This window comes from Merdimmobilis hominis, assembly GCF_900104615.1.
Taxonomy (GTDB): Bacteria; Bacillota; Clostridia; order Oscillospirales; family Ruminococcaceae; genus Merdimmobilis; species Merdimmobilis hominis.
This window is the reverse complement of record NZ_LT629939.1, coordinates 2476955-2503620: the sequence shown is the minus strand read 5'-3', so window position 1 is coordinate 2503620 and position 26666 is coordinate 2476955. Positions and strand designations below refer to the sequence as shown.

Here is a 26666-nt window from a genome sequence, read left to right as displayed (position 1 = left end):
CCATTTTTGCCGAAAAAACACAATCTTTCCTAATAGGAAAGATGCAGGGCCTGGAACAGCCAAGGCAAAGCCCCCATTCCCAGGAAGCTCAATAAGAAATACCGCAGCCCCACCACGGCGGCCACATCGGGCAGAAGGAACTTCATGCCAAATTCCACCGCGCCGAGGATGGCCAGGCCCAAAAGGTACCGCGCCCACTTGATGACGGGCCGCCCCTCAGTGGAAAAGCTCACCAGCCGGTCTTCCAGCAGAGAGCCGAAAGCAAACCCGCAGAAAAGGGCCATCCCCTTGATGTAGTCCCGGGAATCCCCCACCAGCACGGTTGGCAGCAAAAGGGCAAAGGTCAAAAGGATAAGCAGCTGTTTATCCCGGGTTTTCAGGTAGATCCGGTGGAGCGCCAGGGGGATGCACACCCCTAAGAGGGCGCCCGCTAGGACATCCTTGGGGTAATGGACCCCCAGATACAGCCGGGAAAGCCCCACCAACAGGATGGCAAAGGGGGTCAGCACCGCCAGTACCCGGCTGGAAAAAGCCAGGGCCAAACTGGTAAACACTGCGGCGGTGTTCTGGGTGTGGCCGCTGGGGAAGGAGTGGCCGGTGGCTGTCTCCACCCGCTGGCTCACAATCCCCTCCTGGCCGATGGGCCGGGGCAGTTTGAAGAAGTCCTTGACCGCGTTGTTGATCACCAGGGAAGTGAATACCCCATAGGCGATAAAACGTCCCCTCCCCTTGTCCACATTCCAATAAATCCAGGTGAGGACGGCCGCTGCAAAGTAGGGCTCCCCCACCATGGTGACCGCAGTGAAAATAGCATCCAGCACTGGGCTCCTGAACTGCTGGATGAATCGGATGAGTTCCAGTTCCATAGCCGCCTCCTTACTCCCACATAGGTTTGTAGACTGCAATGATCTGCTGGGCGACCCGCAGGCCGTCCACCGCTGCCGAGACGATCCCCCCGGCGTAGCCCGCCCCCTCCCCGCAGGGATACAGGCCCAAGATCCCTTCCGCTTCCAAGGATTCCCCTCGGGGAATCCGCACCGGGGAGGAGGTCCGGGTCTCCGGGCCGGTGAGCACCACATCCGCCGCCCCAAAACCGGGGAGTTTGCGCTGGAAGAGGGCGAGCCCTTCCCGCAGCATGGCGGTCACCACCGGGGGGAACAGACGGTCGAAATCTGCCCCCTCCACCCCGATGGCGTAGGAGGGTTCCACCGCCCCCAGTTCCAAACCCGGCTTCCCCGCCAGGAACCGGCCAGCAGTCTGGGCGGGGGCCCGGTAACTGCCGGTTATGGCATAGGCTTTTTGCTCCAGCTCCCGCTGGAACCGGATGCCCGCGTCCCACTCCCGGCCAAAATCCGCCCCGTCCACCGATACAACCAGCGCCGCATTGGCGTTCTGCCGGTCCCGGGCGTATTCGCTCATCCCGTTGGTGACGATACCCCCTTCCTCGGAAGAGGAGGGCACCACCAGGCCGCCGGGGCACATGCAGAAAGTGTACACCCCCCGTTCCCCCCTGCGGTGGGAGAGCTGGTATTCCCCCACCGGCAAAGCGGGATGGCCGGCCAGGTCGCCGTACAGCCCCTGGTCGATCACCGACTGGAGCTGCTCTGCCCGCACCCCCACCGAAAAGGCCTTGGGGATCAGCGTCACCCCTTTTTGATGGAGGGATGCAAAGGTATCCCTGGCGCTGTGACCCAAGGCCAGCACCACAGCCTGGGTCGGGATGGTTTCCCGGGAGGTGACCACCCCTTTGAGGGCACCCTTTTCTAAAATAAAGTCGGTGGCCTGCTCCCGGAAGCGGATCTCCCCGCCCAGCCGGAGGATCTCCTCCCGGATGGACCGGACCACCAGCCGCAGCTTGTCGGTGCCGATGTGGGGCTTGGCCTGTTTTAAAATCTCCTCCGGCGCGCCATGGGCAGCCAGTTCCCGGAGGATAAACTCGCACCGGGGGTCGCCGATGCGGGTGGTCAATTTGCCGTCGGAGAAGGTGCCGGCACCCCCTTCTCCAAACTGGACGTTGCTCACCGGGTCCAAAAGGCCGCCTGCCCAGAATCCCTCCACTGCTGGAACCCGTTCCTCCACGCTGCCGCCCCGCTCCAAGACGATGGGGCGAAAGCCCTCCCGGGCCAGGAGAAGGGCGGCGAACATCCCCGCTGGGCCGAAGCCCACCACCACCGGCCGGGAGAAGAGGGGTTTGTCCCCATGGTGGACCTCCAGCCGGAAGCTCTCCCGGTAGGTGACCTGGGGGTTGTGAAGCCGCTCCACCAGGGATTTTTCCCGGCCTGGATCATAAAGGTCCACCAATACCGAGGAGACAAAGTGGATCTCCCCCCGCTTGCGGGCGTCCACCGACACTTTGTGGATATGGGCTTCGGCCTCCCCCCTGCCCAGCTTCAGTCGGCGCAGGGCCTCCTGTAGGGCGGCGTCCTTGGGGTCGCCGATGCCTGTTTTGATTCCTGTGACAACAATGGCCATACCAATCATCCATTCCGCCGCTCCGCGCCGGCACATATTGAGGTAAGGGTAGGGATCTTATCACGCGAAGCCGAGAAATGATAAGATGATTCCGCCCGTTTAAGGGCTGGGCAAAGCGGGCGGAGCCGCCATCCCCCCACATACAAGGACGAGCCTGCCAAAATTGTTCTGACAGGCTCGCGGATGTTTATTTTTCTTTGATGGTGATGATCGCCTCGTAGCTTCCGCTGGCCCAGACAAGCCCTTTGGTGGGGGCGTAGATGCGCACTGGGACTTTGATCTGCCCGCTGGTGATCTCCCGGTCGGAGACGTCGATCTCCGCCACAATGTCCTGGGCGGACATGGAGCCGAGGACGCTCTTGCGGCCCACCATCTTCACCCCGCTGATGCTGCGGGTGGCGACGGTGATATCGTAGTTGACCGGTTCGTTGATCACGGTGATGTTGCGGATGATAAAGTTCTTGGTGGTCAGGTTGTGGTCCTCAAACTCCACCACCACCGTCTCGATGTTCTCCACATTGATGAACCCGGAGGGCAGCTCCACATCAAAGGGATACGCCCCCGATTCCCCCAGCTCCTTCATATCGATGTACCCCAGGTGGATTTCCGACAGATTGTCGATGTCCTCCTCGGGCCCGGCGATCTCAATGGTCTCCTGGGAATAGGTGTATTGCAGTTCATCCAAGGGGAACTCCGGCGGGACGTTGAGGAATTCCACCTTCACCGGCACTTCCTTCTTTTTCAGCACCGGGATGGTGACCTCCGCCGTGGAGGTGTCCAGGTTGATGTACTTGGATTCCACCACCTTGCCATCCTGGTCCTGGAGCTCGATTTTCGTCCGGATGGTCTCGGTTTTGCTCAGTTCCCGATTTACCTCGGCCTTGACTACGCACCGGTACACCCGGAGCATATCCGCTTCCGGCCCGGTGACGGTGACCTCCCTGGGGTTGACCGATTCGCTTTCCAGCAGGTATCCGTCGGGGATGGATACCCCGGTGAGTTCCACCTGCACCGGCAGTTTTTTAGTGACCAGCCGGTCAAACTGCATCTTGACAGTGTTCGGCTCCACCGATTTGATGGTGAACCCCATGCCGTTGCGGTCCCGGGCCTCTAGGCGGATATCGTAGTTGCCTGGGCCCGATAGGTTGGAGAGGACTGCGTACACCTGGATGTCCTCCGGCTCCACCCCGCCGATGACGTTGCGCTCGCCCCGGATGGTGACATTGGCCTTGTAATCCCGGCCATTGATGGTGTCAAGCCCCATGCTTCCCAGGGCGCTCTCCTCCACATTAACCTCCACTGGGACATTGTGGACCGTCAAGGTAGAGTCAGAATCCACCGCGTTGACGGTGAACATCCACAGAAAAACTGCCACCACCAGGGATAAAATGCGGACAAACTGGTCGTTATCAAACAATTTTTTTAAATTGATGTTTTTGAAGTTGAATTTCATGATTTTTTCACCTTCCAGAAGATGGGCTTGCGGGGAGAGGAATCCTCAGAAGAATCGCGGAGTATCCCATCGCAGAGCACCTTTTCCAGACGGTCAATGGTGAAGTTGCGCTCCAGCCTGCCGTTCTGGGCCACGGTGATGACGCCGGTCTCCTCCGAGACCACAACTACCATTGCATCGGAATTCTCGCTCATGCCAAGGGCCGCCCGGTGGCGGGTGCCCATCTCCCGGCTGATCTCATAATTTTGGGAGAGGGGCAAGAAGCACCCGGCCGCATACACCCTGCCGCCCCGCATCACCACCGCTCCATCGTGGAGGGGGGAATTGGTGAAAAACAGGTTCCCAAAGAGTTCCGCCGATGGGGCGGCATCCACGATGGTGCCGGTTTTGATGATCTCCCCCAAGCGGGTCTCCCGCTCCAGGACGATCAGAGCACCCACCTTCTGGCGGGAAAGGGAGGCACACCCTTCGCAGATGGCCATGATGGCAGTCTTCCACCGGGACTGTTCATCCTCCTGGTCCGACGGGCCGCCGAAGAGGCTCAGGCCGTGGATTTTGGTGCGGCCCACCTGTTCCAGCGCCCGCCGGAGTTCCGGCTGAAACACCACCAAAAGGGCAACCGCACCGATCTGCAGCACGTTGCCCATCAAAAAGCTGAGGGTTTTCAGTTTCAGCTGGCTGGCCACAAAGTACAAAAGGAGCAGCGCCCCCAAACCTTTGATCAACTGGTTGGCCCGGGTCTCCCGCACTAGTTTGATGCCCTGGTATACAAGGAAGGCCACCACCAAAATATCCACCAAGTCCATGGGGGTGGACGCTTTGATAAAATTCGGAACATATTCCCAAAGATTCATTGATCTACTTCCTCTATTGTCCATCCTGCCCCGATTTACGGGCACGGGATGCAGTTTTGTTTTGGATCCGCCGGGAACCCCCTCTAAAAACGCACACAGTCCCCCCACTTCCCGGCGGGCGCGATGGGAGGCTGCTTTTTTACCATGGGCCGGAGGCTTCTTCCCCAATCATCGCCCTGCAAGCAATTCTTCGAATGGCACAGCTTCGCTGTGGCCGGTATACCATAGCTTCTGCACAAACTGGAAAAATCCCGGTGCGGCCCTGCCGCAAAGGGCTTCGCCCTGCAAGCAATTCTTCGAATGCTACAGCTCCGCTGTAGCTATTGTACCATAACTGCGGTTGATTGCAACCGGGAAACGGTAAACTTTTTCTTTCGGTTTCCCATTTCCCGGGTGCAGTACCCATCCCGCTACAGCTTTTTGATCTCACTTGCCAGGCCAGCGGCCTGGGCCAGGTTGTTGAACGCCCCAATGCTGATCCGGGCGGCGCCGGTATCCAGGGTGCCGAACTTCTTGTGGGCCAAGGGAGCGCAGTGGTAGCCGCCCCGCAGGCAGTACCCTTTTTCATCCAGGAGCTGGGCGGTCTCCTCCCCTGCCCGGCCGATGATGTTGAAAGAGATCACCGGCAGGTGGACCCCATCCACTGGGTAAGGGGTGTAGAGCTGTACGTTCTTTTCACAGGCGATGCGGGAGTAAATCTCCCGGGCGATTTTCATCTCATGGTTGTAGATGGCCGGGATGCCCATGGATTTGACAAAGTTGATCCCCGCCTTGAGGCCCACAATGCCGATGGCGTTGAGGGTGCCGCTCTCCAGCTTATCGGGCATAAAGTCCGGCTGGTTGTAGTCCAGGGAGGCGCTGCCGGATCCGCCTTCTATAATGGTGCACAAATCCTCCCCTTTTGCTGCGATCAGGATGCCGGTTCCCATAGGGCCGTAGAGGCTCTTGTGGCCGGCTGCACATAGAAAGTCAATGCCGGTCTTCTCCATGTCGATCTCCACCACGCCGGCGGTCTGGGCGGCGTCCACCAAAAAGTAGCAGCCGTTTTCATGGGCCAGTTTGGCCAGCTTCTCGATGGGGGAGCGGATGCCAAACACATTGCTTCCGTGGGAGACGGCGATCAGCTTGGTGTTCGGCTTGATCAAGCGGCGGAAGTTTTCCACCGTTACGTCGTCGCTTAAATCGATAGGGGCGATGTCGTAGGCGATGGCTCCCCGTTCCTTTAAGGTGTGTATGGGCCGCAGCACCGAGTTGTGCTCAATGTCCGAGATGATGGCGTGGTCCCCCACCCGAAGTATCCCCTTGATGGCCAGGTTGAGGGCGTGGGTGCAGTTCTGGGTGAAAACCACCTGTTCCGGGTTTTTGCAGCCGAAGAAATCCGCCACCAGCTCCCGGCATTCGTAGACCTGGCGGGCGGTGTCCACCGAGAGCTTATGGCCGCTGCGGCCAGGGTTGGCCCCATAATGTACAAAAGCGTTGTTCACCGCCTTGATGACCTCATTGGGTTTGGGGTAGGTGGTGGCGGCGTTATCAAAGTAAACCATGAAATCCCTCCTGTTTGTGTTTGGTGTTGTATGTCTTGGCAGCTGCTTTTGAGGACGGGCAGCCCGGCGGAAAGAATAAAAGAAGGACGTATCAATTTCAAAAAACTGATACGTCCCTTATGACTAAAAGGAGCCTTTCGGCAGTTAATCAATGACAGCCAATACCCTGATGCCGCCTTTGGTCAAAATATCCTTGGCCGTTTGATCGCTTCCGACGCTGACCCGGAGGCCATAGCCGCAGCCATATTTGGCCAGCGCTTTGATATCCCGTTCAATGCTGGATGGAATTCCGTGATTTTCCAAGATTTTTTGACCTCTCATGGCATAGGTAATGGAGCTCACCACTAACATCGGCTTGCCCATATTATTCACCCTTCCTGTTTTTTACCATCCTATGCGGGAAGGGGGCTGTTTGACAGCAACCAGCCTATCCGCCTATTCCAGGAGGCAGACCGCGTGGGCGCTGATTCCCTCCAAAGATCCGGTAAACCCCAGCCCTTCTTCGGTGGTCGCTTTGACATTGACCTGATTTGCAGAAATGTTGCAGGCTGCGGCAAGCCTCTCCGCCATCTGGGGTAGATGGGGGGAGAGCTTGGGCTTTTGGGCGATAAGGGTGGCGTCGATGTTCCCCACCCGGTATCCTTTCCCCTCCAGCAGGCGGATCACTTCCCGGAGGAGGGCCATGCTGTCCGCCCCCAGATAAGCGGGGTCGGTGTCGGGGAAATGCTGGCCAATATCCCCCAAGGCTGCCGCCCCCAGGAGGGCGTCCATCACCGCATGGGTGAGGACGTCAGCATCGGAGTGGCCGTCCAGCCCCCATCCATAGGGGATCTCCACCCCGCCCAAAATCAATTTCCGGCCTTGTTTGAGCCGGTGTACGTCATATCCGTGTCCTATTCTCATGCTATGCGCTTCCTTTCAAAGGGTTACTCCCCAGCGTATTCCAAAAGGGCTTCGGCAACGATCTGGTCCTCCGGCGTGGTCAGTTTGATGTTGGCATAATCCCCTCCCGCCAGGTAGACCCGCCGGCCGATGGCCTCCACCAATTGGCAGTCGTCGGTGTACTCCTTTCCGGCGGCGAGGGCGGCCTCCATGGCCTCCCGGTACAGGGAGGCTTCAAACACCTGAGGGGTTTGTGTCAGGTAAAGGCTGTCCCGGTCTGGGGTGGAAAGGATGAACCCATCGGGCCCCGCGATCTTGATGGTGTCTTTCGCCTTGACGGCGGCAGTGGCGGCCCCTTCCCGCTGGGCGGCTTCCAAAACCCCGGCGATCACCTGGCGGGAGGCCAGCGGCCGCGCCCCGTCGTGGATGCAATAGTAAGCCGCGTCTTCACTGGCGGCCCGAACCCCTGCAAACACCGACTGTTGGCGGGTCTTCCCCCCTACGGCGATAGTCTTGATCTTCTGGATGGAATAATCTTCGGTGAGGGCCAGGTAATCCCCCATGTCCTCCTCCCGGCAGACCAGGATGATTTCATCAATCTCCCGGCAGCCGTCCAAGGTCAAAAGGGTGCGGGCCAGCACCGGGATGCCGTAAAGCTCCATCAGGAGCTTGTTCTCCCCCATCCGCTGGGAGCTCCCTCCCGCCGCCACAATGGCGCTGACCATTCCCCGTTGTTTTTTCCTTTGAAAGAGCATAAACCGATACCTCCGATTGTTTTATTTCACGGGGGTTGTCCCCCCTTTCTCCAGGGAGTTCCCATGGAATCTTGACTTCTCGGGGCTTCCAGACCCCGCACTCCCAGTTCAGGGCAAGATTCCATCTTTCGTTGGCTATGTAGGGCGCTCTCGCCCCTACGACCTCGAGCAAGGCTTTTTCTTCGAAATAAAGCCCTAGCCCAACTCCGTTGGGCTTCAGAGAATTGCTTTGCAATTCTCACGCTGGAAAGCTTTGCTTTCCTTGCGGCCACAAAGCGCATTTAAGGAGGAATGCAACCCTAGCGACACAGGAAAATCCCGAACGGCCAACGCCAGTTGGCTGTGCCCCTTTAAAAATCCCCCTCGGCCTAGGTGAGGTTATTTCGAAAAGTGGGCTTCTTGCAGCCCCGCGAGGGAATCCGCGGCAGCGGAAAAATCTTTTGCTCGAGGTGGGGAAACCTTTAAGAAAGATTTTCCGAGCGCACCCATTGTGGCGCACAAATAGGGGGACCGGGGTCTCCCCGGCGAGCTTTGGTTCCTTTCTCTCGTCAGAAAGGGACCACGGGGGTTTGGGGGTGTGCAGCGCCCCATAAAACCTGCTGTAAAATGCAATCTTGATAAACCGCCTAGCCGGGTGCGGGGGAGCTGGACTTCCCCGCAAGAATGGCTTCTGCCAGTATTGTAGCACAGATTCCCCTGGTGTGGCAGACTTTTCCTGTCGCAGTTGTCCAAAAATCCGGCAGAAAGGAAATTCCAGTTGAATTCGTGAGCCCCCTTCCGTATACTGAGAATTGGTTTCCCCCTTCCATCTCAAAGTGGAATAGACAGTAAAAAAGGAGCGCACTTTCATGAATAAAAAAATCCTATTGATCACCACCGGCGGCACCATTGCCTCCAAACAGACGGAAAACGGCCTCTCCCCGGGTACCAACTGCCAGGAGCTTTTGGAATACATCCCCGGCGTGGCAGCCATCTGCCAGGTGGATGCGGTACAGATTTTGAGTATTGACAGCACCAATATCCAGCCGGAATACTGGCTGTTAATGGCTAAAACCATCCGGGAAAACTACGACCAGTACGATGGGTTTGTCCTCTCCCATGGGACCGACACCATGGCTTATACGGCAGCTGCCCTCTCCTACCTCATCCAGGATGCGGACAAGCCCATCATCCTCACCGGCGCCCAGAAGCCCATCAGCGACCCCATCACCGACGCAGCCAAAAACCTGCTGGACAGCTTCCGTTTTGCCTGTGAAGAAGGGGTGCGGGGGGTGTACCTGGTGTTCTCCGGCCTAGCTATTGTGGGAACCCGGGCCAAAAAGACCAAATCCAAAAGCTACGGTGCTTTTGAGAGCATCAACTTCCCCTCTGCAGCCTTTATCGACGACCGGCGGATTGTCCGCTATGTCCGCCCGGAGGAACAAAAGGGTCCCGTGCGATTTTACGACGCCATCAATCCCCGCGTGTTCCTGCTCAAACTCATCCCCGGCATGGAGCCGGATATTCTGGATTACATCGGTGACCACTACGATGCGGTGGTCATCGAGAGCTATGGAGTAGGCGGCCTCCCCTTTGCCGATCAGCGAAATTTTCTTTCCAAACTGGAGACCTTGACCCAGAAGGGCAGGATTGTGGTGGTGGCAACCCAGGTGGTCTCCGAGGGGAGCGACATGAGCATCTACGAGGTGGGCTTTAAAGCGCTGAACCAGTATAATGTGCTCCAGGCGTATGACATGACAGTGGAGGCAGCAGTGACCAAGTTGATGTGGATTTTGGCCAAGACCAAGGACTATGCCCAGGTCAAGGAGCTTTTGTACACCCGCATCAACGACGATCTTCTACTGTAACCCATTTGGGTATACGGCCATGAAATGCAGGGTGAAATGGCGAAAACCGCTGAAAATCTGGATGCCATCTTTTCAGAAATTATCCAAACAAAAAGAAAGCTGCACCGCCCTAAATTTTATAAAAATGCATCCGATAGCTCTGAAAAAGTGTGGTGCAACCCGTGGTGCAAACCACTCTACAAAAAGAAAAACCCGCATTCTAATGCGGGTTTAAGTGGTGGAGCGTCTGCAACCAACGATGAACTCAAATTGTGGTTGGCCAGGTCCTCGTCCAGCCCCTCCTCAATCTCATCCAGCAGGATGTTATCAATGGAAATCGGCTTGTCACTGCCGTTCAGGATCAGGTTGAATGTCCCGTCGTACAGATAGACCGCCCGGAGGAAAACATTGATGATGCCCCGCTTGACATTCTCATCGTTCTTGTCGCCATGCTTGAGGGCATAGAGATACGCCCTGACATCAGGTGCGCTGAGCATGACCTGTTTGCCCATCTCAATGGCCAGCTGCGCTTGCAGCTCCTCTTTATCTTTCTGGCGTTTCTCGATTCGCTGGGTAATCATGTCAGCCGCCTGTCCTGCCTCCAGTGCTTTCCAGAGGTTTTCGATGGCCGTATCCGCTTCCCGGATGGCGGTCTTGATGCGCTTGATGGCGGCGGTGTCCCGGTCGGCTTCGCAGGCTTCCGATACCGAAGCGGCAATCCGCTCAATGTTGCTGTCAGTCAGCAGCTTCCGGCACTCCAGCACAACCCGGTCCTCGATCTTTTCTTTGCTGACCACTTTCTTCTTGCACTTGCGGCGCTTGAAATTATTGCAGGCATAGTAGTGATATACCTTGCCGGACTTCCCGGTGCCGCCGTAGCCGGTCATCATCTCCCGGCAGTAGCCGCAGAACAGCTTGGTGGTGAGCAGATATTCGTCCCGCCCTCTGGTGCGGGCAGGCGCTTTCTTGTTGCGGTCCAGGATATGCTGTACCCGCTCAAACAGCTCGTCCTCCAAAATCCGGGGCATCCCGTTGGGGGTCTTCACCCCTTTGTAGATATAGTAACCGATATAGCGCCGGTTCCGCAGCAGGCGGTGCAGACTGTTCTTGTTGAACGCTTTTCCCTGAGAGGTTTTGATTTGTCTGGCGTTGAGGGACTGGATGATTTCTGTCACAGTCTTTCCGCTGGCATATTGTTCAAAAATCTCCCGGACGACCGCAGCCCCCTCGGGGTCAACATGGAACCGCCGCTCCTCATCCACCCGGTAGCCCAATCCCGGATTGCTGCCGTTGCTCAGGCACTTCTCGGCATTGATGTCCATACCCCGGCGGATCTTTTGGGACAGTTCCGCCGAGTAGTATTCGGCCATGCTCTCCAGCACACCTTCCACCAGAATACCGCTGGCGTCATCGCTGATATTCTCCCGAGCGGAGATGACCCGGACACCGTTCTTTTTCAGCTTCGCCTTGTTGATGGCGCTGTCATAGCGGTTGCGGGCAAAGCGGTCAAGCTGATAAACCAGAACACCCTCAAAGGTGTGCTTGTCACTGTCGGAGATCATCCGCTGGAACTCAAGGCGGCTGTCGCTGATGCCGCTCTGGGCGCGGTCGATGTATTCCCCAATGACGATGTAGCCGTTGTTTCTGGCGTACTCATAGCAGGTCTGGAGCTGCCCCTCGATGGACTGCTCCGTCTGGCTGTGGCTGGAGTAACGGGCGTAGATGACAACATTCATTTTTTCACCTCCCCGAGCATTTGCAGCAGGGTCTCCTTGAGCCGCGCGTTCATGGGGGATGCGGGGTCAAAGCACATATCCACGAACTTCTTCATCTGGGGATCGCTCTGCTCGATTTTGGGCTTGTACTCGTACAGCTTTCCCTGGGGATGGTCGGTGCGCCCAAAGATATAGTCCATGGAGACATCGAAGTAATCCGCATACCGGGTAAGCGTCTCGAATGTGGGCGAAGCCTGGTTCAGCTCATAGCGGTTCAGACTGGACTGTTTGACGCCGACAATCTCAGCCATCTTTACCTGGGACAGCTTGACGCTTTCCCGCAGATACCGCAATCTTTCAGCTACTTCTTTCAAGAGATACACCCCCTATCTGTCAATCTCATTATATCAGATAAAAGGATAACATTCAACCCTATATAAACATAATATCATGGGGTCAGACCAGAAAGAAACGCAGGTCTATGCGATACTGTCCCAGAAGTCAAACATATAGGCGCAAGCAATGCGTGTGGATAGCCACACACAAGACGGGCAAGCAATGCGAGTGTTAATACACACTCACATTTCCTGCCGTCTGCTTGTTGGGGGCAGCGCCCCCAAGCCCCTTTGAACGCAGAATTTTCATTCTGCGGCTGCGCGTTCTGCGAACGCTTTTTGTGCCCTTGCGCTCTGTCTGAGATCATGTGGGAACCATCAGTTACCAAGCGACTTTTTCTTTATTTTCTTCGTAAAACCGTCCCGGCAACTTACGCAAGTAGGCGTTCAATGCACCAATGGCTCTTTCCATGTAGACTTGAGAAATTAAGTCATATTCGACCGAGCAATAACCACACGCATCCAGCACTTTCTGTGCCTCTGCCATTTGCTCAGTATGCTCTTTCCGTATCTGTGCTGAGATGCTGTCCTGAGACAAGCGATACATATAATAGGTGAACATACTCTGCTTGATTTTCTCCATCACAATTTCAAACTCCATGCTGGTGAGAAAGTCGTTCAACACAGCAGTATCTTTCGTAAAATACATCTGCGGTTCTTGCTCATTACTGGAGTTCTCCTTACACTGGATCAACTCTTTAATTGCTCCGTCGCATAGGCCCAACTGCTCAGAAATGTCATGGTATTCCCGCTTGCGGGAGTCGGACAAGCCCAGCAGATACTCCACTGACACATCATAAAAATCTGCAAAAGCCACCAGATATTCGATGCTCATGCTCCGGGTACGGCCATACAGGGGGTGTAGTGGATCGTTGATCTCATAATTCTTCAAGTTGGTGTGGCTGATGCTGACGCCGCGCTCCGCAAGCTGTTTGGAAAGCTGTTCAAAGGACAGCTTTTTTTCTTTGCGCAAATCTTCCAGCCGCTCTTTGGTCAGCGTCATCCTGCTTTCGTCATATAGCATGAGAAAATCCCTCCGCCGAGGTTAAACTATAATTTATATATATCAAATATTATAAACTAAAATAATTTCTGGTTGATATACCGTTTACAGTCAGTATCTGCGGTATAATTCAATTAGAGTTTATGACACAAGATAATTATAAACTAAAAGACCTGGAAAAGCAATTCAAAGATAAAACAGGGGGAGGCCATGGAGGAAAGATTGTCCCAACCACCGATGTAACCGTGAGAGGAGGTGCAGCTTGTATCTATCACCCCGACAAAGAAGAAAGGTCAACGCGCTGATCCGAACCAGCTGCTGCAATTATGACCGTGGCAACTGCATCGCGCTGGATGACGGCGAGCCTTGCGTGTGCGTTCAGAGCATCTCCTACACACTCTGCTGCACCTGGTTCCGGGATTGGGTGCTGCCGGGAACCCCAATTCTATATTCAGAAATCATGGAGGTGAAGGGAGTCAAGCGGTGTGTGGAATGCGGCGCTCTATTTCAGGCCAAGTCCAATCGAGCCAAATATTGCGCAGAATGTGCCTGTCAGGTTCACCGCCGACAGAAAACAGCAAGTGACAGGAAACGGAGGTCGAGAAACGACAAATAGAGTGCTCCCATGCGGATATATACCCCATTTGAAAACTGGCACCTATGGAGGTGAATACGCGGTATCCTTGACCCCTCAAAATCAGGTTCTAATTGTCCGCAAGGAGGTAAATACACCATGCCAACAAAACCCTTTTACATTCGCCAGAAGCCACCAGCCCAGAGCTTTATCCAGCTGCCCAGCTTTCTGTTCGAGGCTCCAAGTTTTTGCGCTCTGTCCAACGAAGCGAAAATTTTGTATGCGATGATCCTGCGCCGGACAGAGTTATCCCGGAAAAGTGGATGGGCAGATGATTATGGGAAAATTTATCTGTACTACCCCATCAATGAGGTGTGCGGGCTGCTGCACTGTGGCCGCCAGAAGGCGGTAGATACCCTGCGGGAGCTGCAATATGCCGATCTGGTGTCCATCAAAAAACAGGGGTGTGGAAAACCCAACCGGATATACCCAAAACGCTACGAGGCGGTTTCACACACCGACTTCAAGGAATCCGGTTGAAGCACGCCAGAGGTGCGGAAAGTAGGCCCTGTAAGTACGGAAACCAATCCTCTTGAAGTACGGAAATCGGACGGTAGATAAAAAGAAGAAGATAAAATTATTCAGGTAAATTCGATTCATTCCATTCCTATCCGAGATATTTTGTGCGGGATTTTCCGGTGAAACTCCCGGATGGGAAGGGATGGGAAAGGAGTTCTATGAGAAAGTCTGTAAATCCACGAATGGTTTGTCTCCCTGCTGAGCAGCAGGCTGGAGGTCTGTATCTGTGCATGGCTGGAAAGGAGTGTGGACAGAGCTGAGTTGAGCCAGGAAGGTCTTGCCGTGGGAGTAAGTCACCATGGTCGGCCAGAAAAAGCACCGGGAGCAGTATGACATCGAGCTACCACAGTCCATCATTGATTCTTTTGCCCGATTCCTCGTACCCGAGATCCGAAAGCTATATACGAGTGAAGAGGGACAAAAGGAGTTGGAGGAATGGAAAAAGAAGTATCCGGATAAAAGCGAGGAGTGAAGTGAACTTCAAAGATAATATGCAAAGGGATGCCCTGTTTCGGGGCATCCCTTTGTTTGGTGCAGTAATGGGGGAGGAATGGTTTGCTCCATGGGGGTACGTCGCATTTCGCGACATACCAGTTGGGATTGAGGGTGCAGTTATCCTGACGAAGTAAAGGGGTGCGAAATTTGAGCACCCCTTTGGACCCCCTTTTTGGGGAAATTATATCGCCGGATGGGGTGGTATATTGCCACCCCATCTTCCAAGATGAGTCCTTTTCAATGCGCACCACACATGCATAGCCTTCATGATGTAAAATAGGCAAGAGATGCTAATTATACTACTATTTCTATGCTTGGTACAAGCTAACTTGAATATTGAGATATTCAATTATAAATTGAAATTCTTCTTATGTTGTGATAAAATGGTAGATAACAAAATGGTAAAACAAGGAGGAAGATTATGCCTGTTTGTTACAATAAGCTATGGAAAATTCTCATCGACGAAGGGATGAGCAAGACAGATTTAATCAGAGCCTCAAAAATCACTACCAATGCTATGGCAAAGTTGGGAAAAAACGAAGATGTGCGCGTAGAAGTACTGGTTAAAATCTGCCAGGCACTGAACTGTACATTGGATGATATTGTAGATATTTTACCAGATGATTCCGCAAAGTGAAGGGAGGAATGAACTTGAGTCCGATTTTACCCAAGCATCAGATGAGCGAAGAAGATATTAAACTTCAATATATTACCCCGTCCATCACTTCCAAGTGGAGCCGGGAGAAAATCACCATGGAAACCCGGATTACAGACGGAAAGATCAACCTGAAAGGCAATTTTGTATTCCGTGAAAAGCCAAAACGGGCGGACTATATCCTCTACCTCAGCGTAAATAATCCCATTGCCGTTGTGGAAGCCAAAGATAACACCCACAGCGTTTCTCACGGCTTGCAGCAGGCCATGACCTATGCCAAAATGCTGGATGTGCCGTTTGCGTACAGCTCCAACGGGGATGGGTTTGTGGAACATGATTTTTTGACCGGACAGGAGCGGGAATTTGGTCTGGATGAGTTCCCCACAGAGCAGGAACTGGTCGCCCGGTATAAGCAGGAATCCGGCCTGACGCCTCAGCAAGAGACCGTACTGGAGCAGCCCTACTATACCAGCCAGAACACCTACCCGCCCCGATATTATCAGCGTAATGCCATCAACCGTACCGTGGACGCCATTGCACGGGGACAGCAGCGGATTCTGCTGGTTATGGCCACCGGCACCGGCAAGACCTATACTGCCTTCCAGATCGTCTATCGGATGCTGCAAAGCGGTATGAAACGAAAAATCCTTTATCTTGCTGACCGTAATATTCTGGTGGATCAGTCTATCCAGCAGGATTTTGCCCCGCTGGAAAAAGTGACTCATAAAATCAATGTGGCGAAAGACGATAAAAGCACCATTACCTCTCATGAGGTGTACTTCTCCTTGTATCAGCAGTTGGTGGGTGACGATGACCAGGAGCATTTCAGCGAACTGTTTTCCCCCGACTTCTTCGACCTGATTATCGTAGACGAGTGCCATAGAGGTTCTGCGAAAGAAGAAAGCCGCTGGCGCAGAATTCTGGAATATTTCCAGTCTGCCACCCAGATCGGCATGACGGCCACGCCGAAGGAAACCAAGTATATTTCCAACCTCAGTTACTTTGGGGAACCGATTTATACATACAGCCTGAAAGAAGGCATCGAGGATGGCTTCCTGGCCCCCTTCAAGGTCATCAATATTATGACGGATATTGGGGAAGGCTGGCGTCCTCGCAAAGGCCAAAAAGACATCAACGGCATAGAAATCCCGGACCGGATTTACACCAACAGTGATTACGACTACAACATCATCATAGAAGATCGTATCCAGCAGGTAGCCGAGGAAATCACCAAATACCTGAAAAGCACCGACCGCATGGCAAAGACTATCGTGTTCTGTGCCACGGAGGATGCCGCTCTGCGGATGCGGGACGCCTTGGCAAAACTCAACGCCGATATGATGAAGGAAAATCCCGACTATGTGGTGCGCATCACCGGTGGGGATGACTACGGCAAAGGAAAGCTGAAATATTTTATCTCGGTTTCATCGCCCTATCCGGTCATCGCCACGACTTCCAAACTTCTTTCCACCGGTGCAGACTGCAAAATGACCAAGTTGATCGTGCTGGATGAGATGATCGGCTCCATGACCGAGTTCAAGCAGATCATTGGCCGTGGAACCCGTCTGCGGGAAAAAGAGGGCAAGACCCATTTTGTGGTTATGGATTTCCGCAATGTCACCCGCCTGTTTGCTGACCCGGATTGGGATGGCCCCATTGAAATGGATGAGGGCTTTACGCCGGGCGGAAAGCAGGCTGATCCCAAAGACACGCCGGACGGTGATGGAAAAGAAGACCGGGAAACTCCGCCAGAACCGAAACAAAAGCCCATTGTGGACAAGCACGGCTGCAAGGTGCAGATCACTCACAAAACCGTGTCAGTATATGATGCAAACGGCAAGCTGCTGCGCCAGGAGAGTATCGTGGACTACACCAAGGAAAACATCCGGGGCGAATACGCTTCTCTGGACAATTTCATCCGCCAGTGGTCAGCCCAAGAGAAGAAAGAGCAGATCCGCGACCTGCTCCATGACCGTGGGATTGACCTGGAGCTGCTGAAAGCAGACCAGAAGATGACCGATGTGGATGATTTTGATTTCATCTGTCATGTGGCCTTTGATAAAAAGCCGCTGACCCGGAAAGAGCGGGCCAACAATGTGAAAAAGCGAGACTTTTTCAGCAAATACAGCGGCGTTGCCCGGGAAGTGCTGGAGGCTTTGCTGGACAAGTACATGAACACGGGCATTTACGAAATCGAGAAAACCGAGATTTTGAAGCTCGACCCGTTCCTGAAGCTGGGAAAACCAGCTAAAATCGCCGGATATTTCGGCGGAAAAGCCGGGTATCTGAAAGCGGTGCAGGAACTGGAACAGGCGATTTATATGGACGAGGTAATTTAATATGAGCAACTTAACAGGATTTGTAAAACGGCTGCGGGACATCATGCGCAATGACGCTGGCATCAACGGCGACGCCCAGCGCATCGAGCAGATCGCCTGGATGCTGTTTTTGAAAGTATATGACGCCAAGGAGCAGGACTGGGAATGGGATGACGAGGACTATACCTCCATCATTCCGGAAGAATGCCGCTGGCAGAATTGGGCGCACGATGATAAATCCGGCATTGCCATGACCGGCGACAAGCTGCTGGATTTTGTCAACAATACGCTGTTTCCAACCTTGAAAAATCTGCCGGTAGACGCTTCTACCCCCATCAAAAAGGCCATTGTGCAGACCACCTTCGCCGATGCCAACAACTACATGAAAGACGGCGTTCTGCTCCGTCAGGTCATCAACGTCATTGACGAGCTGGATTTCAGCGATTATGAGGAAAGTCACGCCTTTGGCGAAATCTACGAAACGATTTTGAAAGAGCTGCAAAGCGCTGGTTCTGCTGGTGAGTTTTACACGCCCCGGGCTGTCACTGACTTTATGGCGCAGGTCATTCAGCCCCAAATCGGCGAAACCATGGCGGACTTTGCCTGCGGTACCGGCGGCTTTATCGTCAGCTGGCTGAAAGAGCTGAAAAAGCTGGTGAACACCACCGAGGATGAAGAAGCGTACAGCAATTCCATCTACGGCATTGAGAAAAAGCAGTTCCCCTATATGCTCTGCGTGACCAACCTTTTGCTGCATGGGCTGGATGTGCCGCAGGTGTACCACGCCAACACCCTGCTTCACGATGTGCTGGACTATACCGAGGGCGACAAGGTGGACGTGATTCTGATGAATCCCCCCTACGGCGGCAGCGAAAAGGCCGATGTGAAAAATCACTTTCCCACCGATTTGGCCAGCAGCGAAACCGCCGACCTGTTCATGTCGGTGATTATGTACCGACTCAAAAAGAATGGCCGGGCGGCGGTGATTCTGCCCGATGGCTTTCTGTTTGGCACCGACAACGCCAAGGTGAACATTAAAAAGAAGCTGCTGCGGGAGTTCAACCTGCATACCATCGTCCGCCTACCAGGCAGCGTGTTCTCCCCCTATACCTCCATCACCACCAATATCCTGTTCTTTGACAACACCCACCCCACCGAGGAAACCTGGTTTTACCGTCTGGATATGCCGGAGGGCTACAAGCACTTCTCAAAAACCAGGCCCATGAAGCCGGAGCATTTCCAGCCGGTGCTGGACTGGTGGAACGACCGGCAGGAGATTACCGAGGACGGCTTTGATAAGTCCAAAACGTTCACCGTCCAGCAGCTTACCGAGGAGCTGGGCTACAATCTGGACCAGTGCGGCTATCCTCATGAGGAAGAAGAAATCCTGGCCCCCATGGACTTGATTCAGCGATACGAGGAACAGCGGGCCTCCCTCAATGCGGAGATTGACCGGGTGCTGGAACAGATCACCAACTTGCTGGGAGGGAATGCCGAATGACCCCACAGGAACTGAAAAACAGCATTTTGCAGCTGGCCATTCAGGGCAAGCTGGTGGAACAGCGGCCGGAGGAAGGCACAGCCGAGGAACTTTTCCAAAAAATTCAGGAGGAAAAACAGCGGCTGATTGCTGAAAAGAAAATCAAAAAGGAAAAGCCGCTGCCCGAAATTACCGAGGACGAAAAGCCGTTTGATATTCCGGAGAGTTGGAAGTGGGTGAGGCTTGGAAATTGTGGTTCTTGGGGATCAGGTGCAACACCATCCAGAACAAATTCGGAATATTATGGTGGAACAATTCCTTGGTTAAAAACTGGTGATTTGAACGACGGTACTATAACCGAAATTCCAGAGTATATCACGGAACTGGCGCTTGAGAAAACTTCGGTACGATTAAACCCTATAGGTTCTGTGTTAATGGCAATGTATGGAGCAACCATTGGAAAACTTGGAATTTTGGGCATAGAAGCTACCACAAATCAGGCTTGTTGTGCCTGTATCCCCTATGAAGGCATTTATAACAAATTTTTATTTTATTTTTTGATGGCTTCTCGAACAGCTTTTATTAAACTGGGTGAAGGCGGTGCACAGCCTAATATTTCAAAAGAAAAAATTGTAAACGCTTTAATCTCTCTCCCACCTCTTGCCGAGCAAAAGCGGATTGTTGCCAAAATCGAGGAGCTGCTGCCCTATATTGACCGCTACGAACAGGCGTGGAGCAAACTGGAGCAGTTCAACAGCCGATTCCCGGAGGATATGAAAAAATCTCTCTTGCAGTACGCCATCCAGGGCAAACTGGTGGAACAGCGCCCGGAAGAAGGTACCGCAGAGGAACTCTTCCAAAAAATTCAGGCGGAAAAACAGCGGCTGATTGCCGAGAAGAAGATCAAGAAAGAAAAAGGTGAGTATGGAGAATTCAAAGAGGATGAGATTCTCTTTGATATTCCAACGACTTGGAAATGGGTTCGCTTTGGAAGCATTATGATCAACAGAGATTCCGAAAGAATTCCTTTGTCTGTTGCAGAGAGAAGTAAACTCGAAAAAAATTTTGATTACTATGGCGCATCAGGGGTCATTGATAAAGTAGATCGGTATCTGTTTGATAAAACACTTCTGCTTATTGGTGAAGATGGAGCTAATTTATTAACCAGAAGTACGCCTATTGCATTCTTGGCTCAAGGGCAGTATTGGGTAAATAATCACGCACATGTTTTGGACTGTGTTGAAGGTACATTGTCATTAGAGTATATGATGTATTTTGTAAATGCTATCAGTTTGGCAAAATATGTAACAGGGACAGCGCAGCCTAAAATGAACCAAGAAAAAATGAATTCTATTCCAGTTCCCCTCCCACCCCTTGCCGAACAAAAACGCATCGTCGAAAAACTGGAAGAGCTGCTGCCGCTGTGTGAGCAGTTGAAGTGAGGTGAAAATCTTGAGAGGCAAAAAATACTCTTGCCCGAATCAATGTAATCTTCCGCCAAGACGCAAAGAACTTAAAGAGTTTGAAAATGGAACTTACGGATTTGGCTATAGGGATTTCAAATTTTGCCCGTGTTGTGGAAGTTTAATGCCAGAATCTTTGGATAAACTAAAAGGTTTTTTTGACATTTACGATACGCATCCTGCACTTGAGAAAGCAATAAACCTTATGTACAAATCTGAGTTTGAAGCATCCGCACGAGAAGCCTTCGTAGTTTTAGAAAACTATCTTAAGAAAAAATCTGGTTTAGATTCACACGGATTTGATTTGGCAACAAGAGCATTGTCATTTGAGGTAGATAAGAAAACGGGAGAAACAAAAAAAGTTCCTTTAATTGCAATAAATGAACTAAAAACAGAGTCAGATCGAAATGAACAAGATGGCATCAGGTATATGCTTATGGGCCTTTTTCAAGGCCCAAGAAATCTTTATCAACACAATCACATTGGGTCAGGGGTTAGCAATACTATTTCCATAATTATTGAAGTTTCTTTCTTCCTAAATTTATTGGATGGTCATAGTATTACAAAAAATGGGCGGTGGATTCAGTCAAAAGTTGATTATCAAAAAATATACAATAATATGCCCAAACGAATCGATCGCTGGAAACTAATCTGTTTTCTCAAGAAGAACATACGATATTCCAAAAAACAAAAGAAAAGAGATGGTGAAAGTATATGTGGGAAAAAATAGGAGAATTTGTTGGCTCTAATTGGCTTAATATTTTACTTGTTTTAGTAGGTGCATCTGCATTCTTTATCTACTGGGCGCAGGAACGTCGGAAGGTTTCAGAAGCAGCTTCATTGATCATTCTGCAAATTGAGGATTTACAGAAACGCATTAGAGAAATAGGTTCCTATATTACCGAAGGAGTTCTGAATGACTCTGCCTTTTATGAGTCACAAATTCTTTTTAAGACAGACTACTGGGATCAATACAAACACTATTTTATCCGCAAGCTGGATTCATTTAGCTTCAATACCTTTGATGAATTTTATAATTGTGCTACAGAGATTCTTGAACAGCAGGAATTGATGAAAAATTTGCAGAAGAACTTTTTCTTTTATACGCAGCAAACACTTATGCAAATGGAAGGAAATGCTGTCTTGCAATCCTTAAATTTGTGCAGCCAAAATCCGGTCGATGTTAATGAGGCAGTTAAGGGATTAGTTGCAACCATTCCAGATGGTATGAATGGCGAACAAAAGCGGTCGGTAGAAAATATGCTGAAACACTTCAGCACTACAAATCAAAACAGAAATTATGATCAGTTCTGGAGTATTTACAATAAAGAAAAGCAAGATATAATTATGGCGGTCAACCGGGGCGCTCTTGATAGATATACTCCCATGCAAATTAGAATCAGCATAGAAAATGCATTGAAAAAACTAAATTCCATTTCTGTTATTGGATGTGAAGGGTACACAAAGATGAAAAAAATCGCAAGAAGAAAAATTTGATTGATAAATATTCTGCTGCTTATCTTCTGCTCAATAACCACTGTAGAGATACAAAAAACCGAGGGTCAAGGCACATCCGTACCTTGACCCTCAGTTTCTGTTTCGACATCACAGCCACACCCTGACGGCAAAGCCGCCTTTGAAAAAGTAGGTGTTCATGTAATGTCCATTTGGTGGAGGCGGGGGGAATTGAACCCCCGTCCGAAAACCGATTCATGCAAGCATCTCCGAGTGCAGTTTGTCTTTTAAGTTTCCCGCAGCCAATCGCCGGCAAACAGGCTAAAGGCTTTGGTATCCCCTAATACAATCCTGTCTTACGAGGAGCTCAGACGGATCGTTCACCACTCATCGACGCCTTGTTCCCAGCCGTGGTACTCCGGGGCAAGACGGCTGCTTAATTAAGCAGCAAATGCAACGTTATCGTTAGCGTTTATTTTTAAAAAGTCACGTTTTATAGAGGTCGTGCGCCTCTACTCGCTTCTCACACTGCACAATCCTCGTCGAAACCTTTACGCCCCCAAATATGAGGGGAAACCCTTGTCTCCCCGGAATTGAATGTTTGGTCAGCGCCGCTGTTTCAGAGCCCGGTCAATATCCCGTTTGGCATCCCGCTTGGCGGCGTCTTCCCGTTTGTCGTAGAGTTTTTTACCCTTGCACAAGCCCAGCTGCAATTTCACCCGGGAGCCTTTGAAATACAAGGAGAGGGGGATCAAGGTATACCCCTCCTGTTTGAGCAGCCCCAGGAGCCGGTGGATTTCCCGCCGGTGCATCAGCAGTTTGCGGGTGCGCATAGGATCTTTATTGAAAATATTCCCTTTTTCATAAGGGCTGATGTGCATCTGTTTGACAAAGATCTCGCCATTTTCGATATCGCACCAGCTGTCTTTCAGGTTGACCGTGCCGGCCCGCAGGGATTTCACCTCGGTGCCAGCTAAGACAATCCCGGTTTCAAAGCTCTCCTCGACGAAATAGTCGTGGCGGGCTTTTTTGTTGACGGCAATGGTTTTGGTTTCCAATTTGGCCATGAAGCCAGCCACTCCTTTCCAAAGATCGCCTCAAATATGGGGTGGCAATCCCTTTTGTGAGTATACCACAAAGCCCCTTCCCCATGCAAGGGGCCTTTTCAGAGCTTGGGTTTATTTCCCACTGCGGAAGACCCACAGCTTGCTCAAGAGGAAATTGACCACCAAAACAAGGCCGGTGGTCAACAGCTTGGCGGCCATCCCAGAAAGGCCCCAGCCGGTGAACAGGTAAAGCAAGCCGGTGCTCAAAGCGAGCATCAACCCGCCCAAGGCCAAAAACCGGACCATTTGGGCGCTAAAGAACTTCTCCTTGGAGCGGAAGGTCCAGCTGCGGTTGACCACGTAGCTGTTGAGCATCCCCGCCGAATAGCTGCACACCTGGGAGAGATAGATGTTCACCCCCAAATAGGTATAGAGCACCCGAAAAAGGATCAAATCCACTAAGGTGTTTCCCACGCCGGTGAGGGCAAACTTCAAAAACTTTTTCAGATTGTCCCCCTGGAGGAGGGCCTTGATCTGTTCCATGCTGGTATCGCCTCGCCTTCGCCCTTCCCCTGCCCAAAAGCCGAAGGAGAAAGGGCTTTTTTCTTGTAAGAGGCTCTCCTGCCGACCTCAAGATTGCATCTTGGAATTGATTTGTGGGGGCCCGCGCCCCCACACCCGCGCTCCCTTTTTTATGTGAAAGAAAGCCCAGCCCAACAAAGTTGGGCTACCAAAAAGCACATTTAAGAGGGGCCGAACAGCACGCGGCACAGTTGAAGTCAGTACGGTCAGCGTTAGCTGACTGTGCCCCCTTAAAAATCTCCCTGTTCCTGGGTGGGCTACCAAGAAAAATAGACCTTTTGCAGCCCCGCGAGGGAATCCGCGCCAGCGGAAAAATCTTTCGCCCGAGGTGGGGAAACCTCTAAGAAAGATTTTCCGAGCGTTCCCATTGTGGCGCACAAATAGGGGGACCAGGGTCTCCCCGGCGAGCTTTGGTTCCTTTCTCTCGCTAGATAGGGACCACGGGGGTTTGGGGGCGGGCAGCGCCCCATAAAACCTGCCACAAGATGGAATCTTGAATGGGGGGGTTAGGGTCTGAAAGCCTCAGGAAGCCCCTTTTAAATTTCGCTTCTGCCCTCCAAGGCGCGGTACAGGGTCACCTCATCGGCATATTCCAGGTTGCCGCCCACTGGGATGCCATAGGCCAGGCGGGTCACCTTGATACCCAGGGGCTTGAGGAGCCGGGCCACATACATGGCGGTGGCTTCCCCTTCCACCGTGGGGTTGGTGGCCATGACCACCTCCTGCACCTCTCCGGATTGGAGGCGGGCCAGCAGTTCCTTAATGGTCAGCTGTTCAGGGCCGATGCCGTCCATGGGGGAGATGAGCCCGTGGAGCACATGGTACAGGCCGTGATACTCCTTGGTGCGCTCAAAGGCAATGACGTCCCGGGGGTCCTCCACCACGCAGAGGATGGAGCGGTCCCGGTCAGCGCTGCGGCAGATGGGGCAAAGCTCCTCGTCGGTCAGGTTCTGGCAGACCGCGCACCGCTTGATCTTCTCCTTGGCGTCCAGGATGGCGTTGGCGAACTCCTGGGCCTTTTCCTGGGGCAATCCCAGCACATAAAAGGCCAGCCGCTGGGCCGTCTTTTTGCCGATGCCCGGCAGCCGTTCAAACTGTTCGATCAGCCGGGTCAAGGGCAGGACATTGTATGCCATGGGAAGGTTACATCAAGCCGGGGATGTTCAGTCCGCCGGTGATTTTGTCCATCTCCTGGGCTGTTTTTTCCTCGATGGTGCGCAGCGCCTCATTGGTGGCGGCCATAATCAGGTCCTGGAGCATCTCGATGTCGTCGGCGTTGACGATCTCGGGTTTGATGGTCAGGGATTTCATCTCTTTTTTGCCGTTCATCACCACGGTGACAACGCCGCCGCCTGCAGTGGTGGAAAACTCCATCTCATCCAGCTCGGCCTGTTTTTTGGCCAGTTCTTCCTGCATTTTCTGAGCTTGTTTGATCATGCTGTTCATGTTGTTGGCCGGCGCTTTGCCATAGCCCTGGGGCAGTCTTGCTTTCATATCGATAGTCCTCCAATGTTTTACAATATTTCAACCGACTCCTGGGGCAGGGACAGATTGTTTAAAAAGTCCTCCAAAGGATCGGGTTGTGACGGTTTTGTCTGATACTGTTCCGGCTTGTAAGGCCCCAAGCGGAGCTTTCGGCCGGTGACTTCCATCACCGCCTGCCGGATGCTTTTGCGGGAGTAGTCGTTGTCCCGGATGAGGGAGAGGAACATGGGGTTTTTGCAGTCGATGAGCAATACCCCTTCGCACTCATAGGCATTGGAGCCGCAAAGGGCTCCATACAAAGCCCCGTTGAGCTGTTCCAGCCGTTCCAGCACCTGCTGCCAAGGGCCGAATGGGACGGCCACCTTCTCCTCTTTTGGGGTTGGGGGCGGCGGGATTTCCGCCGTCGGGGATGGCAGGTCCTCTCCCCCGCAGCCGGCGGGTTCCTTGGCAAGAGGGGCGGGCGCTTGTCCGGCTTGGGGGAATGCCCCGGCGGTGAGGGCCCGCTCCAACCGCTCCAGCCGGGCGAGAATTCCCTCCGGCAAGGTGGAGAGCTGGGGGCTGCACAGCCGGATGGCCGCCATCTCCAGCTCGGTTTTGCGCAGGGTGGTCTTGGCCATTCGGCCCAGGCAGTCCTGAAGCACGGTGAGGATATACAGGATTTCCCCCATGGGGAAAGCTTTGGCGTGGGTTTTCAGCTGTTCCTGCTCGCTGGGCATACAGGTGAGGAGGGGCCCCGGATCGGCCACGGAAGAGGCTATCATCAAATCCCGGAAGTGGCCGATCAGCTGTTCGCAGAGCCGTTCCGGGTCCACCGACCGCTCCCCCAAGGCCTCGATTTGGGCCAGAGCCTGAGCCGGGTCCCGGGAGGCGATGGCCTCATCCAGGGAGAAGAGATGGTCCTGCCCCACCACACCGGCGGCGTCCGCCACGGTGGAGAGGGTGATGTCGTGGCTGTAGGAGGAGCACAAGTCCAAAAGGGAGATGGCGTCCCGCATGCCCCCATCCGACAGCCGGGCGATGAGCAGCGCCGCGTCCTCTGCCAGGGCAAACCCCTCCTGCTGGGCCACATATTGCAGCCGGCCGGAGAGCTCGTCCCCGCTGATCCGCTTGAAGTCAAACCGCTGGCACCGGGAGAGCACCGTGGCTGGAATCTTGTGGACCTCGGTGGTGGCCAGGATGAAGATGACATGCTCCGGCGGCTCCTCCATGATCTTCAAAAGGGCGTTGAACGCCCCGGTGGAGAGCATGTGGGCCTCGTCGATGATATACACCCGGTACTTTGCCACCGCCGGGGTGAAGTTGGCCTCGTCCCGCAGGTCGCGGATGTTGTCCACCCCGTTGTTGCTGGCGGCGTCAATCTCCACCACATCCAGGATAGAGCCGTCCTCAATCCCCCGGCAGATGTCGCACACCCCACAGGGGTTCCCCCCCGCTTGGTTGGGGCAGTTGACCGCTTTGGCCAGGATTTTGGAACAGGTGGTTTTGCCGGTTCCCCGGCTGCCGGTGAACAGATAGGCATGGGAAGGCTTACCCCCCGCGATCTCGTTTTTGAGGGTGGTGGTGATATGCTCCTGCCCGACGACATCTTCAAAGGTTTTGGGGCGGTATTTTCGATATAACGCTTGATACATGGCC

The 26666-nt window shown here is 53.2% G+C and carries 26 protein-coding genes and 1 other RNA gene; 10 read left to right on the top strand and 17 right to left on the bottom strand.

All coding sequences use genetic code 11. From position 1 onward, the window contains the following. Nucleotides 1-29: 29 nt before the first annotated feature. The 8 genes from BQ5353_RS11980 to ispD form a co-directional block, all read right to left on the bottom strand. Entirely contained in the window at nucleotides 30-866 is an 837-nt protein-coding gene (locus BQ5353_RS11980) for a phosphatase PAP2 family protein (protein WP_071428340.1), read from the bottom strand. Between the two features lie 10 nt (nucleotides 867-876). Then, entirely contained in the window at nucleotides 877-2472 is a 1596-nt protein-coding gene (locus tag BQ5353_RS11975) for an NAD(P)/FAD-dependent oxidoreductase (RefSeq protein ID WP_054332306.1), read from the bottom strand. Between the two features lie 187 nt (nucleotides 2473-2659). Beyond that, nucleotides 2660-3925, bottom strand: coding sequence for a CdaR family protein (locus tag BQ5353_RS11970; protein ID WP_054332305.1), 1266 nt, complete (start codon nucleotides 3923-3925; stop codon nucleotides 2660-2662). Further along, a complete protein-coding gene (gene cdaA, locus BQ5353_RS11965) occupies nucleotides 3922-4779 on the bottom strand; it encodes a diadenylate cyclase CdaA (RefSeq protein ID WP_054332304.1) in 858 nt (285 codons plus the stop codon). Before cdaA ends, BQ5353_RS11970 begins: the two co-directional genes overlap by 4 nt. A gap of 410 nt (nucleotides 4780-5189) precedes the next feature. After that, on the bottom strand, nucleotides 5190-6323 hold the full coding sequence (locus tag BQ5353_RS11960) for an aminotransferase class V-fold PLP-dependent enzyme (protein ID WP_054332303.1): 1134 nt from the start codon (nucleotides 6321-6323) through the stop codon (nucleotides 5190-5192). A gap of 144 nt (nucleotides 6324-6467) precedes the next feature. Next, the gene (locus BQ5353_RS11955; RefSeq protein WP_054332302.1) at nucleotides 6468-6686 is read right to left on the bottom strand and encodes a putative Se/S carrier-like protein; all 219 of its coding nucleotides are present in this window, start codon (nucleotides 6684-6686) and stop codon (nucleotides 6468-6470) included. 72 nt (nucleotides 6687-6758) lie between these two features. Beyond that, on the bottom strand, nucleotides 6759-7226 hold the full coding sequence (ispF, locus tag BQ5353_RS11950; protein ID WP_054332301.1) for a 2-C-methyl-D-erythritol 2,4-cyclodiphosphate synthase: 468 nt from the start codon (nucleotides 7224-7226) through the stop codon (nucleotides 6759-6761). Between the two features lie 23 nt (nucleotides 7227-7249). Further along, nucleotides 7250-7960: a 2-C-methyl-D-erythritol 4-phosphate cytidylyltransferase gene (gene ispD / locus BQ5353_RS11945; protein ID WP_054332300.1), complete on the bottom strand. Its 711-nt coding sequence runs from the start codon at nucleotides 7958-7960 to the stop codon at nucleotides 7250-7252. Between the two features lie 848 nt (nucleotides 7961-8808). On the opposite strand from ispD, the gene BQ5353_RS11940 reads away from it, so the two are divergent. Continuing rightward, on the top strand, nucleotides 8809-9807 hold the full coding sequence (locus tag BQ5353_RS11940) for an asparaginase (RefSeq protein ID WP_054332299.1): 999 nt from the start codon (nucleotides 8809-8811) through the stop codon (nucleotides 9805-9807). A gap of 176 nt (nucleotides 9808-9983) precedes the next feature. Here the strand turns inward: BQ5353_RS11940 and BQ5353_RS11935 are convergent, their stop codons facing one another. The 3 genes from BQ5353_RS11935 to BQ5353_RS11925 form a co-directional block, all read right to left on the bottom strand. Further along, complete coding sequence (locus BQ5353_RS11935) at nucleotides 9984-11522, bottom strand: recombinase family protein (RefSeq protein ID WP_083386493.1); 1539 nt, start codon at nucleotides 11520-11522, stop codon at nucleotides 9984-9986. Continuing rightward, nucleotides 11519-11884, bottom strand: coding sequence for a helix-turn-helix domain-containing protein (locus BQ5353_RS11930; protein WP_321164301.1), 366 nt, complete (start codon nucleotides 11882-11884; stop codon nucleotides 11519-11521). Before BQ5353_RS11930 ends, BQ5353_RS11935 begins: the two co-directional genes overlap by 4 nt. A gap of 334 nt (nucleotides 11885-12218) precedes the next feature. Further along, on the bottom strand, nucleotides 12219-12920 hold the full coding sequence (locus BQ5353_RS11925) for a helix-turn-helix domain-containing protein (protein ID WP_054332297.1): 702 nt from the start codon (nucleotides 12918-12920) through the stop codon (nucleotides 12219-12221). 241 nt (nucleotides 12921-13161) lie between these two features. On the opposite strand from BQ5353_RS11925, the gene BQ5353_RS12495 reads away from it, so the two are divergent. The 9 genes from BQ5353_RS12495 (at nucleotide 13162) to BQ5353_RS11890 (ending at nucleotide 21960) form a co-directional block, all read left to right on the top strand. Next, entirely contained in the window at nucleotides 13162-13515 is a 354-nt protein-coding gene (locus tag BQ5353_RS12495; RefSeq protein WP_074026334.1) for a cysteine-rich VLP domain-containing protein, read from the top strand. A gap of 117 nt (nucleotides 13516-13632) precedes the next feature. After that, nucleotides 13633-14013, top strand: a complete 381-nt coding sequence (locus tag BQ5353_RS11920; protein WP_071428339.1) for a replication initiator protein A — start codon at nucleotides 13633-13635, stop codon at nucleotides 14011-14013. Between the two features lie 337 nt (nucleotides 14014-14350). Then, nucleotides 14351-14524: a hypothetical protein gene (locus tag BQ5353_RS13215; protein WP_162838190.1), complete on the top strand. Its 174-nt coding sequence runs from the start codon at nucleotides 14351-14353 to the stop codon at nucleotides 14522-14524. Between the two features lie 444 nt (nucleotides 14525-14968). Then, a complete protein-coding gene (locus BQ5353_RS11915) occupies nucleotides 14969-15184 on the top strand; it encodes a helix-turn-helix domain-containing protein (protein ID WP_054332296.1) in 216 nt (71 codons plus the stop codon). Nucleotides 15185-15225: 41 nt separating this feature from the next. Continuing rightward, nucleotides 15226-17541, top strand: a complete 2316-nt coding sequence (hsdR, locus tag BQ5353_RS11910; protein ID WP_407657180.1) for an EcoAI/FtnUII family type I restriction enzme subunit R — start codon at nucleotides 15226-15228, stop codon at nucleotides 17539-17541. A gap of 1 nt (nucleotide 17542) precedes the next feature. Then, complete coding sequence (locus BQ5353_RS11905; protein WP_071428337.1) at nucleotides 17543-19021, top strand: type I restriction-modification system subunit M; 1479 nt, start codon at nucleotides 17543-17545, stop codon at nucleotides 19019-19021. After that, the gene (locus tag BQ5353_RS11900) at nucleotides 19018-20442 is read left to right on the top strand and encodes a restriction endonuclease subunit S (RefSeq protein ID WP_071428336.1); all 1425 of its coding nucleotides are present in this window, start codon (nucleotides 19018-19020) and stop codon (nucleotides 20440-20442) included. Before BQ5353_RS11905 ends, BQ5353_RS11900 begins: the two co-directional genes overlap by 4 nt. Before the next feature lie 10 nt (nucleotides 20443-20452). Further along, nucleotides 20453-21193: a TIGR02391 family protein gene (locus BQ5353_RS11895; protein ID WP_204211314.1), complete on the top strand. Its 741-nt coding sequence runs from the start codon at nucleotides 20453-20455 to the stop codon at nucleotides 21191-21193. Continuing rightward, nucleotides 21178-21960, top strand: coding sequence for a hypothetical protein (locus BQ5353_RS11890; RefSeq protein ID WP_071428334.1), 783 nt, complete (start codon nucleotides 21178-21180; stop codon nucleotides 21958-21960). The genes BQ5353_RS11895 and BQ5353_RS11890 overlap by 16 nt, the downstream gene beginning before the upstream one ends. Before the next feature lie 171 nt (nucleotides 21961-22131). Here the strand turns inward: BQ5353_RS11890 and ssrA are convergent. From ssrA to dnaX, 6 genes are all read right to left on the bottom strand, one after another. Beyond that, nucleotides 22132-22479, bottom strand: a transfer-messenger RNA (tmRNA) gene (ssrA, locus tag BQ5353_RS11885). A 44-nt stretch (nucleotides 22480-22523) separates the two neighbouring features. Then, entirely contained in the window at nucleotides 22524-22985 is a 462-nt protein-coding gene (smpB, locus tag BQ5353_RS11880) for an SsrA-binding protein SmpB (RefSeq protein WP_054332292.1), read from the bottom strand. Between the two features lie 111 nt (nucleotides 22986-23096). Continuing rightward, nucleotides 23097-23507: a GtrA family protein gene (locus BQ5353_RS11875; protein ID WP_054332291.1), complete on the bottom strand. Its 411-nt coding sequence runs from the start codon at nucleotides 23505-23507 to the stop codon at nucleotides 23097-23099. Nucleotides 23508-24082: 575 nt separating this feature from the next. After that, nucleotides 24083-24682, bottom strand: coding sequence for a recombination mediator RecR (gene recR / locus BQ5353_RS11870; RefSeq protein ID WP_054332290.1), 600 nt, complete (start codon nucleotides 24680-24682; stop codon nucleotides 24083-24085). 7 nt (nucleotides 24683-24689) lie between these two features. After that, the gene (locus tag BQ5353_RS11865; RefSeq protein ID WP_054332289.1) at nucleotides 24690-25040 is read right to left on the bottom strand and encodes a YbaB/EbfC family nucleoid-associated protein; all 351 of its coding nucleotides are present in this window, start codon (nucleotides 25038-25040) and stop codon (nucleotides 24690-24692) included. A 20-nt stretch (nucleotides 25041-25060) separates the two neighbouring features. Next, the gene (gene dnaX, locus BQ5353_RS11860) at nucleotides 25061-26662 is read right to left on the bottom strand and encodes a DNA polymerase III subunit gamma/tau (RefSeq protein ID WP_054332288.1); all 1602 of its coding nucleotides are present in this window, start codon (nucleotides 26660-26662) and stop codon (nucleotides 25061-25063) included. Nucleotides 26663-26666: the final 4 nt, after the last annotated feature.

Coding starts and splice junctions, on each gene's coding strand:
- BQ5353_RS11980 (WP_071428340.1), bottom strand. CDS start 866: ATGGAACTGGAACTCATCCGATTCATCCAGCAGTTCAGGAGCCCAGTG.
- BQ5353_RS11975 (WP_054332306.1), bottom strand. CDS start 2,472: ATGGCCATTGTTGTCACAGGAATCAAAACAGGCATCGGCGACCCCAAG.
- BQ5353_RS11970 (WP_054332305.1), bottom strand. CDS start 3,925: ATGAAATTCAACTTCAAAAACATCAATTTAAAAAAATTGTTTGATAAC.
- cdaA (WP_054332304.1), bottom strand. CDS start 4,779: ATGAATCTTTGGGAATATGTTCCGAATTTTATCAAAGCGTCCACCCCC.
- BQ5353_RS11960 (WP_054332303.1), bottom strand. CDS start 6,323: ATGGTTTACTTTGATAACGCCGCCACCACCTACCCCAAACCCAATGAG.
- BQ5353_RS11955 (WP_054332302.1), bottom strand. CDS start 6,686: ATGGGCAAGCCGATGTTAGTGGTGAGCTCCATTACCTATGCCATGAGA.
- ispF (WP_054332301.1), bottom strand. CDS start 7,226: ATGAGAATAGGACACGGATATGACGTACACCGGCTCAAACAAGGCCGG.
- ispD (WP_054332300.1), bottom strand. CDS start 7,960: ATGCTCTTTCAAAGGAAAAAACAACGGGGAATGGTCAGCGCCATTGTG.
- BQ5353_RS11940 (WP_054332299.1), top strand. CDS start 8,809: ATGAATAAAAAAATCCTATTGATCACCACCGGCGGCACCATTGCCTCC.
- BQ5353_RS11935 (WP_083386493.1), bottom strand. CDS start 11,522: ATGAATGTTGTCATCTACGCCCGTTACTCCAGCCACAGCCAGACGGAG.
- BQ5353_RS11925 (WP_054332297.1), bottom strand. CDS start 12,920: ATGCTATATGACGAAAGCAGGATGACGCTGACCAAAGAGCGGCTGGAA.
- BQ5353_RS11920 (WP_071428339.1), top strand. CDS start 13,633: ATGCCAACAAAACCCTTTTACATTCGCCAGAAGCCACCAGCCCAGAGC.
- BQ5353_RS13215 (WP_162838190.1), top strand. CDS start 14,351: ATGGTCGGCCAGAAAAAGCACCGGGAGCAGTATGACATCGAGCTACCA.
- BQ5353_RS11915 (WP_054332296.1), top strand. CDS start 14,969: ATGCCTGTTTGTTACAATAAGCTATGGAAAATTCTCATCGACGAAGGG.
- hsdR (WP_407657180.1), top strand. CDS start 15,226: ATGAGCGAAGAAGATATTAAACTTCAATATATTACCCCGTCCATCACT.
- BQ5353_RS11905 (WP_071428337.1), top strand. CDS start 17,543: ATGAGCAACTTAACAGGATTTGTAAAACGGCTGCGGGACATCATGCGC.
- BQ5353_RS11900 (WP_071428336.1), top strand. CDS start 19,018: ATGACCCCACAGGAACTGAAAAACAGCATTTTGCAGCTGGCCATTCAG.
- BQ5353_RS11890 (WP_071428334.1), top strand. CDS start 21,178: ATGTGGGAAAAAATAGGAGAATTTGTTGGCTCTAATTGGCTTAATATT.
- smpB (WP_054332292.1), bottom strand. CDS start 22,985: ATGGCCAAATTGGAAACCAAAACCATTGCCGTCAACAAAAAAGCCCGC.
- BQ5353_RS11875 (WP_054332291.1), bottom strand. CDS start 23,507: ATGGAACAGATCAAGGCCCTCCTCCAGGGGGACAATCTGAAAAAGTTT.
- recR (WP_054332290.1), bottom strand. CDS start 24,682: ATGGCATACAATGTCCTGCCCTTGACCCGGCTGATCGAACAGTTTGAA.
- BQ5353_RS11865 (WP_054332289.1), bottom strand. CDS start 25,040: ATGAAAGCAAGACTGCCCCAGGGCTATGGCAAAGCGCCGGCCAACAAC.
- dnaX (WP_054332288.1), bottom strand. CDS start 26,662: ATGTATCAAGCGTTATATCGAAAATACCGCCCCAAAACCTTTGAAGAT.